This is a genomic window from Pseudomonas sp. FW305-3-2-15-C-LB1 (genome assembly GCF_058787615.1).
On the sequence record NZ_JBYSZX010000005.1, the window covers coordinates 293,217 to 310,964 of the forward strand.

Annotated in this window: 8 protein-coding genes; 6 read left to right on the plus strand and 2 right to left on the minus strand. The window is 55.2% G+C overall.

The genetic code is table 11. The features are described 5' to 3' along the window. Positions 1-565: 565 nt before the first annotated feature. From AC3WP7_RS12885 to AC3WP7_RS12910, 6 genes are all read left to right on the plus strand, one after another. On the plus strand, positions 566-3,184 hold the full coding sequence (locus AC3WP7_RS12885) for a PD-(D/E)XK nuclease family protein (RefSeq protein WP_102592357.1): 2,619 nt from the start codon (positions 566-568) through the stop codon (positions 3,182-3,184). After that, positions 3,181-6,357: a UvrD-helicase domain-containing protein gene (locus AC3WP7_RS12890; RefSeq protein WP_158243788.1), complete on the plus strand. Its 3,177-nt coding sequence runs from the start codon at positions 3,181-3,183 to the stop codon at positions 6,355-6,357. Before AC3WP7_RS12885 ends, AC3WP7_RS12890 begins: the two co-directional genes overlap by 4 nt. Positions 6,358-6,411: 54 nt before the next feature. Further along, complete coding sequence (locus AC3WP7_RS12895) at positions 6,412-7,623, plus strand: phospholipase D family protein (protein ID WP_102592359.1); 1,212 nt, start codon at positions 6,412-6,414, stop codon at positions 7,621-7,623. Between the two features lie 359 nt (positions 7,624-7,982). Beyond that, positions 7,983-9,212 (plus strand): ABC-three component system protein, encoded by a 1,230-nt coding sequence (locus tag AC3WP7_RS12900; protein ID WP_102592360.1) that lies wholly within the window; start codon positions 7,983-7,985, stop codon positions 9,210-9,212. Continuing rightward, positions 9,202-9,867: an ABC-three component system middle component 1 gene (locus AC3WP7_RS12905; protein WP_102592361.1), complete on the plus strand. Its 666-nt coding sequence runs from the start codon at positions 9,202-9,204 to the stop codon at positions 9,865-9,867. Before AC3WP7_RS12900 ends, AC3WP7_RS12905 begins: the two co-directional genes overlap by 11 nt. Further along, complete coding sequence (locus tag AC3WP7_RS12910; protein ID WP_102592362.1) at positions 9,842-12,169, plus strand: AAA family ATPase; 2,328 nt, start codon at positions 9,842-9,844, stop codon at positions 12,167-12,169. The genes AC3WP7_RS12905 and AC3WP7_RS12910 overlap by 26 nt, the downstream gene beginning before the upstream one ends. Positions 12,170-12,370: 201 nt before the next feature. Here the strand turns inward: AC3WP7_RS12910 and AC3WP7_RS12915 are convergent, their stop codons facing one another. Both AC3WP7_RS12915 and AC3WP7_RS12920 read right to left on the minus strand, forming a co-directional pair. Further along, positions 12,371-13,417 carry a Wadjet anti-phage system protein JetD domain-containing protein gene (locus AC3WP7_RS12915; protein WP_146012696.1) on the minus strand — a complete coding sequence of 349 codons (1,047 nt, stop codon included), beginning with the start codon at positions 13,415-13,417 and terminating at the stop codon, positions 12,371-12,373. Next, positions 13,417-17,742: a coiled-coil domain-containing protein gene (locus AC3WP7_RS12920; protein ID WP_256579940.1), complete on the minus strand. Its 4,326-nt coding sequence runs from the start codon at positions 17,740-17,742 to the stop codon at positions 13,417-13,419. The genes AC3WP7_RS12915 and AC3WP7_RS12920 overlap by 1 nt, the downstream gene beginning before the upstream one ends. Positions 17,743-17,748: the final 6 nt, after the last annotated feature.

The window sequence follows — 17,748 nt, forward strand, 5'->3', positions numbered from 1 at the left end:
CGGAGCTTCATTCACTTGCACTGGATTGCCACATTGGGGGCACATCTGAGGGCATGCTTTGGATGGTTTGAAAAGGATGCCCCCAGCCTGAAGTCCAACAGTTCCCTTCTAGAAAAGTCACCCGTTGTTGTTCCCACACACCGCGGTGTGAAGGTAGGCCGATGAGATGCTCTCCTCTGCCCAAGTGCGTGAGCAACCGAGTGATACCTCCTGTGCAATTAATATCTCAAGTGTAAGTCGCCAAGCTGAATTCAGGTATTACCCCGACGCTTTTCAAAACGCTGCCAAAAGTCGGCTGCTCACTCCAGGGGGCCAGCAGGCTTTACCAGACCTCTAGTTGGACAAAGGCTGCTAACGGTAAAGAGCAAAAATTCAGTAGGCGCAGTTCCTTGTTTGCCTTGCTGCGATATCTGACAGACAGGCAGTCCAGGTCTGGCAGCCGCTCTCAGCAATTTTCCGTCGTACGTGAATGGTTGCTTTCGGTTAGTCTTGTCGACTAGGAGCAGGGGAACAAGATGCAATAGGACGCCTGCATTGGATTGTCGTCAAGGAAGTCAACCTTAGCATGCACATCACTTTTGGCCTTTTCTTGGATACCCGTCAGGGTCCGTCCCCGACGAACTTCTTCAACACCCCGATAGTGGGCCGCCTCGGATTCCTGTCCCTGCTGGAGACCTACCTTGGTCTAAGCGCGCCAGAAGCGTCCAAGGCCAGACGCGTGACCATCTACTCTGGCCTGCTGCGCGCCCATGACAACAACTCGCGCTTTTACAGTGAGTCCCTGAAGGCCGACAGTATTGGTACGGCTGCGCGCCTCCTGGCCTGGCGTGATGAGTGGCGGCTTGGCGGTTGGGACGGCAGCGCTAATCCAGAGCATGCTTCGCGAATCCAGGAGCTTGCCGCCATTGAAAAGGCAGCTCTCGAAACGCTGCCGCCCGGAGAGGCCGAGCGCTTGCACCTGGTGATACAGGCTCTGAGTGCGTCCGGCCCCGGCCCCATCAAGTCAGTTCACCTGGTTGACCCGCCCGAGGACTTCCCGCTTCTCTGGCGGCAGGTGCTCGAGCGCCTGCCAGCGGTCGAAGTCCGACTTCCCGAGCCACAGGGGGAAGGCCAACTCCGTGCGTTGCAAGAGCAAGCCCTAGCCGTTGTGGCTGGAGGCTCCGCGGGCAATCTGACCGTGCAAACCGACGGGAGTGTCTTGCTGGTGCACGCTCTCGCGGCCACGACCGCCGAACACTGGTTGAGCGCACAACACTCGCACCAGCCCGGCGACCGGCTGATCCTGGCTGAGGAGGCCGGCGACTCGCTAGATGTGTCGCTGTCCGCGACCGGCGGGGTCAACTGCGGGTTCGAACGCCCTAGTCAGCTCCGCCCAGCCCTACAGGCACTAATCCTTGCCTTGGAAATGTGCTGGGAACCAATAGACATGAACCGACTGCTGGATTTCCTGACGCACCCAGTTGGCCCATTCAGTCGTCCTGCGAGAGGCAGGCTCGCTCGTGCTGTCGCCAAGCAGCCTGGAATTGGGAGCGAAGCCTGGACGGCGGCTAAGGCCAAGATCGCAGCGGGTAACGATGCCCAGAAAGTAGCAGATGAAATTACCTTCTGGCTGGAGTCAGAGCGCTGGTCACGCACCGATGGAGTGCCGGTCGATGCACTGATTGCTCGCGTCGCCCGGATGAAGGAGGCTATGCGGCTTCGCCTCTCAGGTGAATCCGCTGATGCGGCGAGCTTTACGGCGGCGCATAGCCAATGTGCGGCCGTCCATGAAGCATTGATCGAGCTGGCTCGGCAAGGGTTGGCCACGGTGCTGCCTCGGCAAGTCGAGCAGTTGGTCGCCCACGCCACGCCCGCAGGGGCAACCAACCCCGCAGCGGTTTCCCATGTCGGTTGCATGCGCTCGACCAGCACCGCAGCCGCGTGCATCGAAGCAGCTGATGAGGTGATCTGGTGGATGCCATCTACGCCTGCCCTGCCCTCGCCTCTGCCTTGGTCTCCTGCCGAGGTGAACGCTCTTACTCAATTAGGTGTGCAGTTGCGAGACCCGGCGCGTGAGCTTGTATCGTTAGCACTGAAGTGGCTGCGGCCACTACTTGCTGCGAGAAAAAGATTCATCATTGTCTACCCTCCCCCCGGTACAGAAGTACATCCGATTCGCCAGCTTCTTAAGAAGCTCGTACCGGATATCGAGTCCGCTTCGCTTGACCTGGACATTGCACTCGACTCCACACTTCTCGGGGTAACCGCTGAGGTGCTTGCACCTAAGTCGCTGCCAGCTACTCCACGACACATCCAACTCCCTCATCCCGTGCAGCTCGGCGACGCTTTACAGTCGTTCACTACGCTCAACGAACTCTTCAATGACGCAGCCCTATTCGTTCTGAAACGAGTGGCGAAGCTGGATCCGACCTCCGTCCTGGCGGTGGATGAGGACAACCGCTTGCTGGGTATCCTCGCTCATCGTGTACTCGAGAAACTCTTCGCGCACAACGATGCCTTGAGTTTGTCAAACTCCGATGCCCTTGCGTGGTTCCGCGCCGAAGCAGACTCGCTCTTGCTGACTGAAGGCGCTGTACTACTCATGCAGGGCGCAGGAGTAACGCAGCAGCACTTCCGGAAGGTTTGCGAACTAGCCATCTGCAGTCTCCTCGATCACCTCAGGCTCGCTGGTGCCGTTCAGGTTCAGACGGAGGTGGAGCTCAGAGGAACCTTGGGAGCAGTCCCGCTGATCGGCAAAATTGACCTCTTGGTCACGCTTGGTGACAAGCGAACTGTCGCCGTGGACATAAAATGGAGAGGCGATACCTACTACGCCGGGCTGCTTCGCTCTGGTGAACACCTACAGTTGGCCCTCTACTCCAGCCTTATAGAGCAAACAAGCGGTGTCGCACCCGCTGCGCTTGGCTACTTCATCCTAGAAAGCGGCGGACTGTACATCAGCGCTGCCGACATTTTCCCAAAAGCGCAGGTTAGAAGACCGCCGGACGGCGCAACCGTCTCCAGCATACTAGACCGCGCGCGCGCTACGTGGAAATGGCGCAAGGAACAACTGGATGAAGGGACCATCGAAGTCGTTCCGGAAGATCCGAGCGACGAGTTCCAGGGCCCTGAGGGAACCCTTCCGGTCAAAGGTCCAAGCAAATGGGACCGAGACCACCTTATCTTGCTGGGAGGCTGGAAATGATGAACAACATCGAATTCATCAGTGCGGGCGCCGGCAGTGGCAAGACCTACAAGCTGACTGAAACACTCGCCCAAGCCCTAGAGTCGGGCACAGCCCGCCCTCACGCCATCTTGGCCACGACCTTCACCGTGAAGGCCGCTACCGAGCTGCGTGAACGCGCTCGCTCCTGGCTGCTTGAAAAGGGACGTATCGACCTGGCCACAGCTATTGGCCAGGCCCGCTTGGGCACCGTCAATAGCGTTTGCGGCCAGATGCTCAAGCGGTTCTGCTTTGAGCTGGGGCTTTCTCCCGATCAGACTGTATTGGGCGAAGGTCAATCCAAGAGACTGCTCAAAGCTACACTTGCAGAGTCGATGGAAGCCGACGCTCAAACGGAACTGGTTCGGCTCACAGAGCGGTTCGGTATCGAGCAGGCGGACTGGTCCAAGACTGTTGAGGCTGTCGTTAAGGCCGCGCTCGACAACGATATCGGGCCGGATGAACTTCGAGTGATGGGTTCCCAGAATGCAGACGCGATGCTCACGAATTGGCCTACTCCGGCTACGGGGGTGGATCCGACCGAAGCATTGGCGACTGCGCTGGCCGAAGCGTACAGGGGAGTGGCGGCATACGTAGAACAGCAGCAAGCTGCCGATGTCAAAGTTGCAGACAACCTATTAAAAGGCCTAGAGGGACTCCAGAAGCTGGATCGACTCTTCCGTGAAGGCCGCTGGAGCTGGCCAGACTGGATCGGTGCAGCCGGGTTCGACGCCGGCGCCAAAGTCAGAGATATCGTAGCACCAGTCAAATCCGCAGCGCAGGCCCATGAGTCTCACCCGGCTTTTCATGCCGAGGTCCGCCAGTACCTTGACCACGTCTTCAACCTAGCCGCCGACGTTCTCAATGCATATGAGCAGGCTAAGAAGGCGCTGGGTGCCGTCGACTTCAGCGACCAAGAGGTGTTGCTGCTACGTGCGTTGAGGACAAAGCCAGCTGTCCGTGAAGTCTTGGCTGCAGAACTGGATCTGATCATGATTGATGAGTTCCAGGACACCAGCCCGCTCCAACTGGCGCTTTTCATCGAGCTGGCCAAGCTAGCTAAGAAGTCGGTGTGGGTCGGCGACCCCAAACAGGCTATCTACGGCTTCCGCGGTACTGACGCAAGCCTCATTTCCGGCGTTCTCAATGCCATCAAGGACTGGGGCGGAATCGTAGGGAAGGCCCTGGACACTTCCAGACGCTCCAACGAAAGCCTGGTCTCGCTCACCAACGGTCTATTCAACTCTGCATTTGAGCCCGAGCTGACGCCCGAGCAGGTTCGGTTGCAGTCACTGCGCAAGGACATTCCGGACCAGCCTGCGCTATTGAACTGGAACTTCGAGAGCAGTCGAAACGACTCGGATTACCTATGTCTTGGTCAGGCCATCCGCGAGCTGTTGGAATCCGGGACCAAGGTCGAAGACAAGGACACCAAGGGGCTCCGCCCGATTCAGGCCGGCGATATTGGAGTGTTGTGTCGCTACAACGACCAGGTCGAATTTGCCGTCACGTCACTCACCCGCTGGGGCATCCCGTCAGCCAGCCCACGCTCCGGCTTGTTGGGGACTGCCGAAGCCATCTATGTCATGGCCTGTCTGAGGCGTATGAACGACCCAACCGACACTGTCGCCACGGCGCTGGTTATAACACTGGCCGACAGCACTCCGATCGAAACCTGGCTTGCAGACAGGCTGCAGCACCTCGCCACGGATGAGGCCAAGCCATACGAGTGGCTGACGACGGGCGATAGCGCTCATGAACTGATCGCCCGATTGGAAAAACTGCGCCCGACGCTAACGGCTTTGACGCCACTGGAGGTGCTACGACTTGCCGCTGCTGAGTCCCAAGTAGCAAGACTGGCCGGCCAATGGTCCACCTCCCCCCATGAGAGCCGCAACCGGATGTCAAACGTCGAGGCACTGGTTGAGCTCGGAAAGACTTTCGAGGACGAGTGCGTCGCCGCGAAGCGGCCAGCGACGGTAAGTGGCATGCTTCGTTGGCTGGATGAACTCGCTAGTCAAGAGGATGATAATCGGGCTACTTCTGCAGGCAACGCAGTCTCGGTTCTCACTTATCACGGGGCAAAGGGACTGGAGTGGCCAGTTGTCGTGCTGACAAGCCTCGATGCGATAGCACGTACTTCGCTTTGGGGCGTGCGCGCGAGGACAGTTGGAGGCTTCGACCCGCAGCAGCCACTCGCCAACCGCTTCGTCCACTGCTGGTTAAAGAGCTGGGGCAAGCGGTCCCAGCCCCAGGCCGCACTCAATGCCGAAGCCAGCGTAACTGGCCAAGCCATGCAGGCAGAGGCATTGGCGGAGAACAAGCGTCTTCTATACGTGGGCCTGACCCGCGCACGTGACATAAACGTAGCACTATCTTTCGTGCGTAAATCAGGATCGGGCCGCGCCTGGGTTGGCGAGATTCAAGGCGCAGCCGAGCTGTTGTTCGGTGACTCAGAAATCGTAACGACACCCGAAGGCAAGCAGCTCTCCAGACTATCGAAGTCCTGGAGCAAGGATGAGTGCTCAGCGGAGCCACCTTCCACAGCCCCCGAGGCCTGCCACTGGTTTACAGCTCGTCCGCGCGTGCAGGCCGAACCTTTGTGGCACCGACCGAGTTCTGCTTCGGGCGGTACATTCACAGTTGTCGAGACCGACGCCGTCGGAGTTCGGCTAAGTCTGGCAGGCAAGCCCGACATGGCATCGCTGGGCACTGCGCTCCACCTGTGCATCGCACGCGCCGGCGTGCTTGGCGGTATTTCTCCCCCTGACGTCGAGCGCATCCTGAAGATCTGGGCCGTGGCTGATTCTGTAGATAAGGATGCCGTGTGCACCCAGACCTCAGCGTTCCAAGCTTGGGTAGCCAAGCGCTGGCCTGACTGTCCCGTTTACGTCGAAGTGCCCATCGAAGCCAATGGCCCTAACGGCACTCGTATCCGGGGCCGCATCGACTTGCTGGTTGAACTGCCAGATAGTTGGATTCTCATGGACCACAAGTCGAACCCCGGTGGCTCAGCCAGAGACCAGGACCTGGTGGCGGAGCACGGCCCGCAGCTCGAGTCCTATGGTCATGCCCTTCTCAACGCGACCGGCAAGCCCGTGAGCGAGCGATGGCTCTACATGCCGGTCGCTGCACGAGCAGTCCGCCTCTCCTGACGCTCCCAGAAGCGTACCGGACTTAGTTAAGTAGAAACACGAGGGAAAGCAGAGATGGATGTGAAGTTCCTGTCGGCTTCGCAGACGCAGTCGACACTCATAGCACTGGTTGAGAACTGCGACTCGATGCAATGGGCAGTAGCCTGGGCGACCGAGAACGCGGTCTTCGAGGCAGCGATGAAAGACAGCTCGAAGTTCGAGCACTTCGTTGTCGGCACTCATATGTTCCAGACGCAGCCCGAGGTGCTTGAGCGGGCAGCAGCACTAGCGGCCGCAGCCGTCGTTCCTCCTACGGGCGACCTGTTCCACCCGAAGGTCTACCTGTTTCGTAACGGGCAACGCATACGCTGCGTGGTCGGGAGCCCAAATCTCACGAAGGCGGCGATGAGCCGAAACGTCGAGGCGAGCGTGCTGCTTGATGGCTCGCTCGACGATGCAGTGCTGGTAGAGCTCAGTCGCTTCATCGCAGAAGCGTGGAAGGGGGCGGAGGACATCTCTCACGAGTTCCTCTTTCGGTACCGTCACCAGTACGCAGCTAAGACGGCTGCGCGACAGGAACTGATCAAATTCGCTGACGTTCGGCCACCTTCTAAGCCGAATACCAAGCGCGCGCCACATGACATGAGCTGGGCGGACTACCTCGTGCAGGTCCGAAGCTCATCACACCCGTCTGCGCACCTGTTTAAGGAGCGCTTGGGCGTTCTGACAAAGGCTCGCGCCCTTTTTGCGACTGGCATACCCTACGCGAAGTGGAACGAGGACGACCGCAAGCTGGTCGCCGGCACTCTCGGGCGCAAGAAGTCTCAGCAGCCAGGCGTGGACTACGGGCTTTTCGGGAGCATGGGCGCAAGTGGGACGTTCGCGAACCTGGTCATCGAAGCGCCCACAGATCTCTCCCACGCCCTCGATTTCATCCCGTTGATGGGCGCGGTCACGCAGGGCGACTACGACCGCTACTGCAAAGCGTTCAGAGCAGCCTTCGATCAGGACGGGCGAGTCGGCGGACTACCGACCGCGACTAGGCTCTTGGCGATGAAGCGGCCTGACGCATTCGTGTGCATCGATTCGGCCAACCGGAAGGACTTGTGCGAAAACTTCGGTGTCAGCCCGAGCACAACGAACCTGGAGAACTACTGGCAGCGCATCATTGAGCCGATGCACGGTGATCCGTGGTGGAGACATCCGCAGCCGAGCAATGCGGCTGACGCAGAAATCTGGTTGGGACGCGCAGCGCTTCTGGACGCGATCTACTACACGCCCCGTTGAGCGTGCAGCTCTTCGACTTCCTGCGGACGCAGGACACGTCCATCCCCCCTTGAAACCGCCGAGGTTCACAGATGGTGAAGAAGTCGCTGACTTGGTCATCGTCAAAAAATCTACATCCTGGCAAAGCCTATATAAATTAATAGCTTAAATTTAAATCCAGCCCATCAAACCGCCCTTTTCGCGTATCGCAGTATCACTAGACCACCGCGCTTAAACGTTAAAGCGAAACAATAGAACAACTTTCCGGCGTCAGAAAGCCAACAAAAATCTCTCCAATCTGCGGTTTACAAGACGACATTTACATGGTGATATCTTTGTGCCATTTATGAGTGTCATATCTATCCGTGAAGGGAGTCAACGTGAGCGTCAAGAGCAAAGGCTATCCAGCCACCGCTGTGTCTACGTGGAGCGGCTACGTCTACCAAGGGAAAATTGCACTATATCACTCCCTCAAGTTAATCCATCAGGGCGACTTAGATTTTGAGCTTCAACTAGATAGCAGCGACGATTTCGCCATTTACAAAAGCGGCGCACTTGTAAGCGCTCATCAAGTAAAAGCCAAGATTGGAACGTACAAAAGCGAGTACATCGAGGCACTGGAAAAATCATCTGCTGTCGAGTACGATCGAGTTAAAGGCGTATCACGATACTTCCATGTATCGGTCCAACTCAACGATACCGATGATTACACCGGAAACAACAACGAGCTGGTTAAATTCTACTCGTACGGGAACAACAAATATTGCGGTCTAGGCGAGATCGAAGGCCTCACAAAAGCTGTCATCAAAGAAATATGCAGCAGCAACTCCATCCTGCTAACCGACGAGCTCTTGCACTACAACTACTGCCTTCTGTCTGAAAAGATAAGCACACAAGCAGTCGCGATTCACCGAATGGTACAGGTCGACCGAGAAAAGGCCAACAAGGCAGCGTATGAAAGCCGTATTACAGCTCAGAGCCTAATAGACGATATTGTTAACAAGAACCCATACAACAACACTGAGTATTATGCGATCGATCTGAAGGCAAAGCTGCACAGCCATCTGGAAGACAGACTCGATCAAGCCTTACCTGGTATGAGCGACGCCTCGTACGGGCGAGCGCGTCGGCTCTTCGAACATATTCGGGATTCGGAAGCCAGCGACATGCAGACGCTTTGTCAATTGATAAAGCCATCAGAGCGTTTCTCCAGCATACAAAAAGCAGATATCCGGCGTTATTCCGGCCTTATCGAGGACATGTCGATTGAGCCGATTTTTAAACAATTCCCGCACTATCTGGACAGTGACAAGCGATTCTATCTTCCGACGGCCCTCGACCTTCCCTTCGTTGATGACCACGAGGGTTGCACTGTAGACCTGCTGGGAGAGATGGATACCAACGGAGATTTACTCAAGCTGCTGTTTGAGTACAACAACCTGATCCCCAGCAGATCTTCCGAGTCTTTCATCATCAACACCAAGTTCACGCACCCCAACGACCTTGACGATCAGCAGGTCAGAGACCGCATTGACAGCAACATTCTCAAATCATTTTGTTTAAGCATCGTGACTAAAGAAGACGCAGAGGCTCGTTTGAATGATAAATAAAATTATTGATGAGGCGCTCATTTATCATGGATTCACCAAAGACTTTGAAACCGACCTTACGAGCTTCTACGTTCGGGAATCCGGCTCCGCCATCCGCTTTGCGATTTTGCACAAGCTGGATCACTTACCCAGTCCCACCGAACTAAATGCTCTTATTAATCAATCGGCCCCCGACTCCTTCCTGAACCATCCAACATTCAAGAAAAACTGTGACCTCATCTGCATTCATCACCTGAACCACCTAGCTGAATTCAAAGACCAGGAAGAACAGATTTTTGCGATTGAAGAGGACCCTCACTTCTTCAAGAAATATGTACTTTACTACAGCGATACTGAGCAGCATGCCATCCAGGACTATACCTTCAACGAACTAGTGGCCACTGTCTCGGACAAGAGCCAGTTCAGCAACTACAAGGAAGACCCTCTGGCCGCTACGCACTACAGTGTTGCAGCAAAGATTTTCATCAAGCTTCCTTTTCTTGAGCTCCCGTTCACCCGAGGTGAGCTTATTTCCTTGCGCCTGCAAGCAGCCGACGCCGTAGCCGAAGCAGGCCTTGATGAAACCTACACAATCATCCAGAAACTCACGTCGAATAACGCTGAAGAATTGATCACGGAGCTGATGAGCAATGAAATGGAAAATAGCGCGGATTGAAGTTTCTCGATTCAAGGCTTTTAAACACGTCAATTTGGATCTTGGCACCTCATCGCTGCTAACGCTCGACGGGCCGAACGGGTACGGAAAAACCAGTGTCTTCGATGCTGTCGAGCTGTTGCTCACGGGTCAGATCAAGCGGATCGACAATCTTTTTTCGACATTGATGACGAAGCTCAAAACAAACTATGACGACAACCTCTTCTGGAACCAGCGCACCGATCAAAAAGACCTGAGCATCAAAATCGAATTCCATGATGGGGACAAACGCTTGGTTCTGGCCCGGCATGCGCCCGTAAAAGCGTTCGACAAGAAATCGAACAACCGAGCCGACAAGTTCAAGCACTTCAAGCTGTATGAACTCCCCGATTTCGAATCGAAAGCCTTCACGCCGGCCAACCTGCGTGAGAACGAGTTTCTAGACGAAGTCTTCGGCAGAAACTTCCGGGAAAATTTCACCTTCCTCAACTACCTTGAGCAAGGGCAGAACAAACTGCTTCACACGCGGGTAGACGAGCGTAAAGACCAGCTTGGCAACCTGTTCAACATCAACGATGTTGCAGCTGAGATTGAAAATTGCCGCTCACTCTCGACAAGGTTCACAAAATTCCTAGGGGACGAAAAACGCAAAGCTGATGAAGAAGCGCTTAACAATGAGTGCACAGCCCTGCGCGCGATGGTGCAAGCCGATCTGGGAAATATTGATTACAAAAAGCTGTCCACGGTTGAGGTTGGGCCGGGTTGGGATAAGGAAGATCCCTTCCCCACCTACGACTCAGAGATTCACACCCAGTTCTCGAACGCCATTCGCAAGCTAAATGGCCTGCTCCCTCAGAAAGCAGCCATTCGGGTCAGAGCGCAGAATGATGCCATCAATGCGGACATCGAGTCGCACGCGGAGTCGCTGAGCAGCTTGGCACTGCTGGGCACCGACTTGAACAAACTAGATGACCTGGAACAGATCAAAAAGGAGCTCGACGGGCTCGATAAAGCAGCCAAAATCGTCAAGAAAGGTGCTTCCGCCATCACTGCTGAGCAGGCACGAACACTGCCAAGTTGGGCTGCTGGTCGACTTGAATGGTTTGAAGAGCAAATCAAAGCGCGTAATGACCTGAACATCAAGAACACAGCCAATGACAGCGCCGCTGCCGAACTGGCCCGACTGAAGCAGCAGTTGCTTGATGAGCACGCCAAGCTCTATCCGGACGACAAGTTTTGCCCGTTGTGCGGGAATGACTGGAAAACTCACGTTGCAATGCTCGAAGCGATTGAGGTCAGAGCCCAAAAAATCTCTGACACCTTAGGAAAGGATGGGAAGGCACTCGTCGCGCTGACCACTGCGATGACCACTGAGTTGGGCACCATTGATACATTCATTCAGGGGCGCGAAGCGATCCTGAAACCTGGGTACAACGAGGCACTGCATCAGGCACTGGCCAAAGTTGAAACCCGCCTCCCTGCAATCCAGCAGCTCCTGGAACGGCTCAGGGGCGAAGGCATTCTGATCACCTTCACATTCAACAACGACGAAGTGGTGACAGAGGCTCGCCTGGAAGAACTGCGAAAATCGATGCACGCCAAGAAAACGGACGAGACAGTGGTGCTCCCTGACGATTGGCGGCAAACCATCGAAGCAGTCTTCAAGGACTTGCAGGATTTTTACATTTTCGACGCTCAGGATCTGGCAAAAAAAGAGCTCTACATCACGATCAAAGCCAACGAAGCGCAGAGCAGCCGACTTCAAAAATGCCTTGAAGAACTGCAGAAAATGCAACGCGAGACGGAGGCCGCCACCAGAGCAAAGGGCAAGGTCATCCAGCTGCGCGCTACCTTGGAGAAAGCGGAGCAGAAGTATGCAGATCAGACCATCTCGGAGATCGAGCTCATCTTCCACATCTACAGTGGGCGACTGATCCAGAACTACCAACGCGGCCTGGGGTTGTTCATCGAGAGCCGAGATGGCAAGCAGCTCAGGTTCCTGACGGCAGAAAAATCTGAGCATGACGCGGTCATGTCCATGAGCACGGGCCAGGTGTCGGCGCTGAGCCTGGCCTTCTTCCTTTCGCTCAACAAGGTCTACGCAGAAGTCCCGCTTATCCTCATCGACGATCCATCCCAATCTCTAGACGAGGTGAACATCGCATCTCTGACCGACCTGCTCCGCTGTGAGCTCAAACATAGCCAGTTGATCGTGTCGTCGCACGAGGACGATATCTCGGCGTACATGCGCTACCGCTTCAACCGGGCCGGTCTGACGACGAGCTCGCTCAACATGCAACGCTTGGCCAAGCAAGCGTCCTAATGGTCACCGCGTAGCAATTCAGCGACAGGAGTAACCGGAGCGAGTCATCGATACTGACGCCTTCGATGTCGGGGTGCATGGAGCGCCCCGGGTACATCAATGCTGCGACATTACTAAGCAAGATCAATGATGACTGCGCGAAGCCTTCGATATCCAATGCTTATTGTCCGCAGCCCGCACAACGATCATTTTGTCGCTAGCCTACGACTGAGCGGCTGCAGATAAATTATCGATAGAGGCTTTGTTTAAGCCTAGTTCATAAGGCTGGGATAAGAGTTGCTCAAGCCCTATGCCCTCTTGTGGCAGACAGTCGCCCTCCTTCCACACATCGTGGACTTCCTGAGCGAGTTCAGGTATCCACGAAGTAACCGCTTGGTTGTCACCTGCGTAAAGGATGGGCAGTGGCCTGTGGCGACCGATAGTCAGCAGCTTTCGGTAGAGCCAGATCGCCGGGTACAGCTGGGTCTTATGCTTAGAGTTGTATCGCAGCGGTATTGAAACACCCTCGGGGTCCAGATCTCCGAAGTATTCCGCTCCGTCACCGTCAACCTCCCTGATGACTTCATCCAGCGCTGTACCCGTCGACGTAATGGCGCTACCCGCGCCATATACGACGGCCGCGTAGCGATGTGCGGTGTCGTTCCATTCGCCAAGGCTGAAGAACGTGTGATGGTTCTCCACGACCAGCACCGGCCGCCCTGGTTTGCCAGGCTGCTGTCGGTAAGGCAAGGGAAGGTCCACCTTTCTGGCACCAATCGCCGACAGAGCAAGCCTGCCGCCAAAAAGTGCATTGGATCGCACCCTGGCATCGAGGTATTTCTCATCGCCGAACATCTCAAGCGATCGCTCGCGCAACGGCACCGTCATAAAGCGCCCCTTGCGGCGGATGAGCCATTCGTTGACGACCTTGGCAGTCACCTTTTCGCTTTCCGTCAATTGCATCCAAAACCCCAATTCCGGCATCCAGGAAACGGTTGTCCAGTCTGGTTTCAACACCGAGATCGTTTCAACGATGACGGTGATAAACATGGGCATGGCCGGATTGCCAATCCGCTCGAAACTGCGGGGAGAAGGAAGTCTCAGGATGTCTTGCTCATCTCCAGCCCTAAGGGCTTCCATGAGTAACCTATCCCGATTGGGATACTGTTGGAGCTCTGGATGGTGTTCTATCCAGAGGCTCCTTAACTTCAGCAGCTCTATGCGCTTTTTACGGCTGCCGCGCAACGCTTCAAAAAAAGCAATGTTCATCAATTTGTACCTGCTCTTTGCACCACAGTATTGAAGGTTGCAGTCGCCATCTGAATGTGAGATCGCCCACTTTTCACGCCCTCCTTGCGCAGACGGATCACCCGCTGAAAGCCGGCAAGGATGTTCACATCCTTCATGGCTGTGAAGAAAATCAACTGCACACCAATGGCCTCGGCCAGCATGATCTGTACATCAATCAACGCCCGGGTCTGTACCTTGGCAAACGGATTATCAAGAATAAGGGGACACCCGCCTCCACGCTTAGTGACGGCCTGATGGGTACGCCGCAATTGGCTCATCATCAGGTACATGAACATGGCGATGACCACCCCTTGGCCACCAGACTTTTTCAGCCTCCCGGCATCCTGGTACTGGTGATCAGCATTCTGCTCCATTTGCAATAATTGCAAACCGAACGCGCGTTGTGGGGAAAGGTTAATCATGCCGGCTGCGACCAGGTCCGCGCCGTGTTCAGGAATGACCTTAGTCTCTATCAACGCGTTCAAGTAATGCCGAATAGAAGCCTTTCCGGTTTCCGTCGAAACACCTGTAATCGGATGACGCATCTTCATGATGACTTTGCCACCGACATAGGGGGCGCCTTTTGGCACCATGACCTCGCAAGCTTTCTTCAGGACACTCATGCCCTCTTCTACCAACTGATGCACTTCGCCCACGCAATTCTCAAAGTCGGGCAGCATGCCGTCGAGCTCAGACTGAGAGGCATCCGTACGCTCAACGATCAGCATCATCAGTCGCTCAAAATCACTGCAGGTGGTTTCAAATGAGTTGCTCGACAGCTCGTGCGCGAGGGCCGGATCGACTTCCTGCACGGCCTTTGATTTCACCACATCAGTAAACCCTACGAAGTGCGCCTGAGCCAATTTCCGGGCTTCGTCCAAGCCGCCACTGAGCTGCTTGTGGCGGTCGAGCACCTCGTTCAGTTGTGCATCACCGTCACCTTCAAGCTCAATAAACTCGGGAGCGGCAGCCTCATGAGGAACCGCAGAACTGAGCATTTTCTTATGTTTGTTCAGCACATCGACATTCTTCTTGCTTTGAGCACGCCCCTGCAATGCTTTCTCGGCTGCTTCTTGATCACAGACCAGACTGGTCTCAAGCTGCTCCGTATTTTCCTGGACCACCACGATGTGTTGCGCCAGTTCATCATCGCTGAGTGACAAGACGTCATCGGAGGGTTGAGGGGGATTGACCTTGGCAAAGAAAGCACGCTTGTCATTGCTGGCCACCGCGTGCGCGTTCGATGACGATAAAAATGCCTGCTCGTACAAACTGACCTGCGCTGCCTGGGTCGAGCGTTCATGTGCCAGATCGAGGTCGAGCAGGTCGATCACGGCCTCTTCGCGCAGATCGGAATAATCAGCCCTGTATTCGCTACGCAGTGTCGCTTCCGTTTCACGCCGTTGTTGAAGGGCTATTCGGCGAGCACCCAATCGGTCGGATTCCGCGGTATCAAAAAAAAGCTTTTCGGTGTCATAGGTTTCGATCAGTGCCTGCAGATTGAAATCATGTTTGAGGATTGCGTTGCAATCGAAACCGGGATCGAAGATCACGGTAACATCCTTACGACTCAAGAGTTGCCTTGCATCGACTGCAAGGTCGAACTGCAATTGCTTCGAGTGGGTGATAATTCCTTCCTTCTGTTCGATCGCTCTCCCAAAGCGGTCACTTTCTGATTCTGCCTCTTCCAGAGAGGCTTGTACCGTTGCCAGCTGCTGCTTCCACTGCGCAAGCGGCTGCTCATACTGATGCGAGTAACGCTCCAGACGCTGGATCATGCTCGCCTGATTGGCGATTTCATTTGGAATCGATTCAATCTCTCCCTCAAGCCCCTTTGCACGCTCCGACACTTCACTGACTTCTTCCAGACACGCTGCCCGCAGGGTCGCGAATGCCTGTTCTTCCTCGTAGTGAGTTTGAATGTTTCGCTCAAGCTCAGCGATTCGCACAGCGCCGAAGCGTTCCTGATAATCCATGAGTTTGTTGGAAGCATCACGAGCATCGCTGCGGCGTTGAATGTGCGCGTCGCGCGTCTCTGAGATTTCAGCGATTCGTCGTTCAAAATCGATCAGCGCTGCGGCCGCGGCCTCTAGGTTATAGGCAGAGTTGTCTTCTGCCGGTATCACGACTCGATCGAATGCAGCAACGGCCACATCAAGGGTGGCGAGGGCGATTGTCACCGGAGTGCTCAGGGGTAAGTCAGCCCCCGCAACAATTTTTCGTGATTTCCCCCACTCTTCAGAGGCCACACAGACGCCGAGAAACCGGGCTGGGTCGGAGGCGACCAGTCGACGGGCCTCATCAGCATCGGGGACCAGGTTTGCAATGTAGGAGTTAGTTGCTCGCGCAGAATGAATGCCAGCGGATCGAAGTAGCCGGACAACTTGATCGACGTCATCACTCTGGCCCGCAAGTTCGGATTCTTCAATGGACTGCCTGGCGCGCTGGAGGTTGGCCAGGCGAATATCCCGCTCCAACACTTCACGATCCATGGATTGGATAAATTCGTTAACGGTGCCCAGCAGAGTCAGGGAGTCAGGATCACATCGCTCGGCTTCGACCACCGAACACAGCAACCGATTTTGTTGAAGGTCTTCTTGAAGGGTTCTGGCATCGCCGACTTCTCTGTTCAGGTTTTGTTGGATGTGCGCTTGCGCTTGGGCCTGTAACTTATGCTGCTCTGCTTGTTCACGAAGACGGCCGATGTATTGTTCATGACCCGCTCGTTCAGCACGCAAAGCCTCAAGGCGGGTTTGCGCTTGGGCAATGGCCGCTGTAATTCTTTCGATCGCAGCAGCTGCGTCATGATCGAACGCGTCAAGTACTCCATCGTCCAGCAAGCCTGTGCGTTGAATCTCGGCATTATTGATGTCGGTCCCGACTTTCGCTTCCTCCAGCTGGAGCGCCCTAATGGATAAGCTCAACGTTTTAATTTGGGCCTTGGCTTGAGCCACTGCCTCAGCAGCCTCCAGCTCAATATTTTTCTGCGCTATGTGTTTGTCGTCGTTCTGCTTGAGCAGAATATCGATAGCGCCACGAAGCAGCGCTCCCTGCGTTTCGAGCTTTTCCTTGATCGGGCGCAAGCCCTCAACTTCTTCTGCTAGTGATTGTTCTTCAATGAGAACGCGTTCATGGGCGCTGATGATTTTCTTGTACGAAATGGCGCCGTTGAGATGCCTCAAACGCAATTGAGCTGCATCCCTACTTGCCTCGGCCTCTTTGCATGCCACTGCAGTGCGATCCACACTGCGCGTGTGCTGTAAAGCATGCATGGAAAGCGTGGATGCTCGCTGATTGACCAGAAGCTCCTGCTTTTCCAACATACGTGGGTTGAGGCTATCGATCACGTCGCTAAAATAAGTGACCTGTTTTTCCTCACTTAAACGAGCCAGCTCCATGGCCGCAGCCAGGCCCGACGCGTGGCGCAACAATCCGGTTCGCGCTTCAAGTGCACGCTCAAAAGCTTTAGACGATTCACCCAGTGGCTTCATGGCTCCCAGGATTCTGGCCAACTGAATAAGCCGCGCTTCAAGACGAGGCTTATTCTGATATTTGTCAGCCACATTCACCACGGTATTGCGTACCGTTTGAGCGCGCTCAGGGTCCATCGTCAGTGCCATGAGCTTACGAACCAGATCCTCTTCATCCTTGAAGGTCAGGAAGCCGCTTTCCAGGCCGCCTTCCTGCCCGTTGAATTGTCGCTGCATGACCAGAAGATCGAGATCCAGTAGCCGCGTAGTAGCAAGGTGCGTGATCCAATCGTGCTGACTGCGGGTCGAGTAAAAGTCTTCAGGGGACTTCCTGTTCATCTGGGTGAGCCATTGATTGAGCTCTCCCATCGTGTTGACTCCAAGCATGCTGACGCCAGGGGCCGGAATATCTTCAAAGGCTATGCCGTGCTGGGATTCAAACGCGAAAAACACCCGATCAACGTCGTTACCGCGTTCAATGACATCTCGCGTCGCAACGGCTTGGGCAATGACCAACTTGTAGTCCTTGCCCCCAGGCAGCCTTGAAGGCATCGACCATTCGATGATGATGAAAGATGGCTTTCCGTCTTTAGCGAAATAGTCATTGAACTGGTGGTTGGGGTTCTGCATGTGCTGAATGAACAGATCCCGGCGCGGCTCGAAGATGCTGAACACATACGACAGCAACGAGGTTTTGCCACCGGTGTTCTCAAGGTTGACAATTGCGTTGACCGCCTCGTGCGTATCCGGCGCAGTGAAGTCGAGCAAGGTCTGGTCGTACCAGGCAGTGGCAGTACCGTAGCGACAAACATGCATTCGGGTAATTTTTTGCATAAAATC

Excerpts from the sequence above, each read along its gene's own strand:
- AC3WP7_RS12915 (WP_146012696.1), bottom strand. The coding sequence starts at position 13,417 with ATGAACATTGCTTTTTTTGAAGCGTTGCGCGGCAGCCGTAAAAAGCGC.
- AC3WP7_RS12890 (WP_158243788.1), top strand. The coding sequence starts at position 3,181 with ATGATGAACAACATCGAATTCATCAGTGCGGGCGCCGGCAGTGGCAAG.
- AC3WP7_RS12895 (WP_102592359.1), top strand. The coding sequence starts at position 6,412 with ATGGATGTGAAGTTCCTGTCGGCTTCGCAGACGCAGTCGACACTCATA.
- AC3WP7_RS12910 (WP_102592362.1), top strand. The coding sequence starts at position 9,842 with ATGAAATGGAAAATAGCGCGGATTGAAGTTTCTCGATTCAAGGCTTTT.
- AC3WP7_RS12920 (WP_256579940.1), bottom strand. The coding sequence starts at position 17,742 with ATGCAAAAAATTACCCGAATGCATGTTTGTCGCTACGGTACTGCCACT.
- AC3WP7_RS12885 (WP_102592357.1), top strand. The coding sequence starts at position 566 with ATGCACATCACTTTTGGCCTTTTCTTGGATACCCGTCAGGGTCCGTCC.
- AC3WP7_RS12905 (WP_102592361.1), top strand. The coding sequence starts at position 9,202 with ATGATAAATAAAATTATTGATGAGGCGCTCATTTATCATGGATTCACC.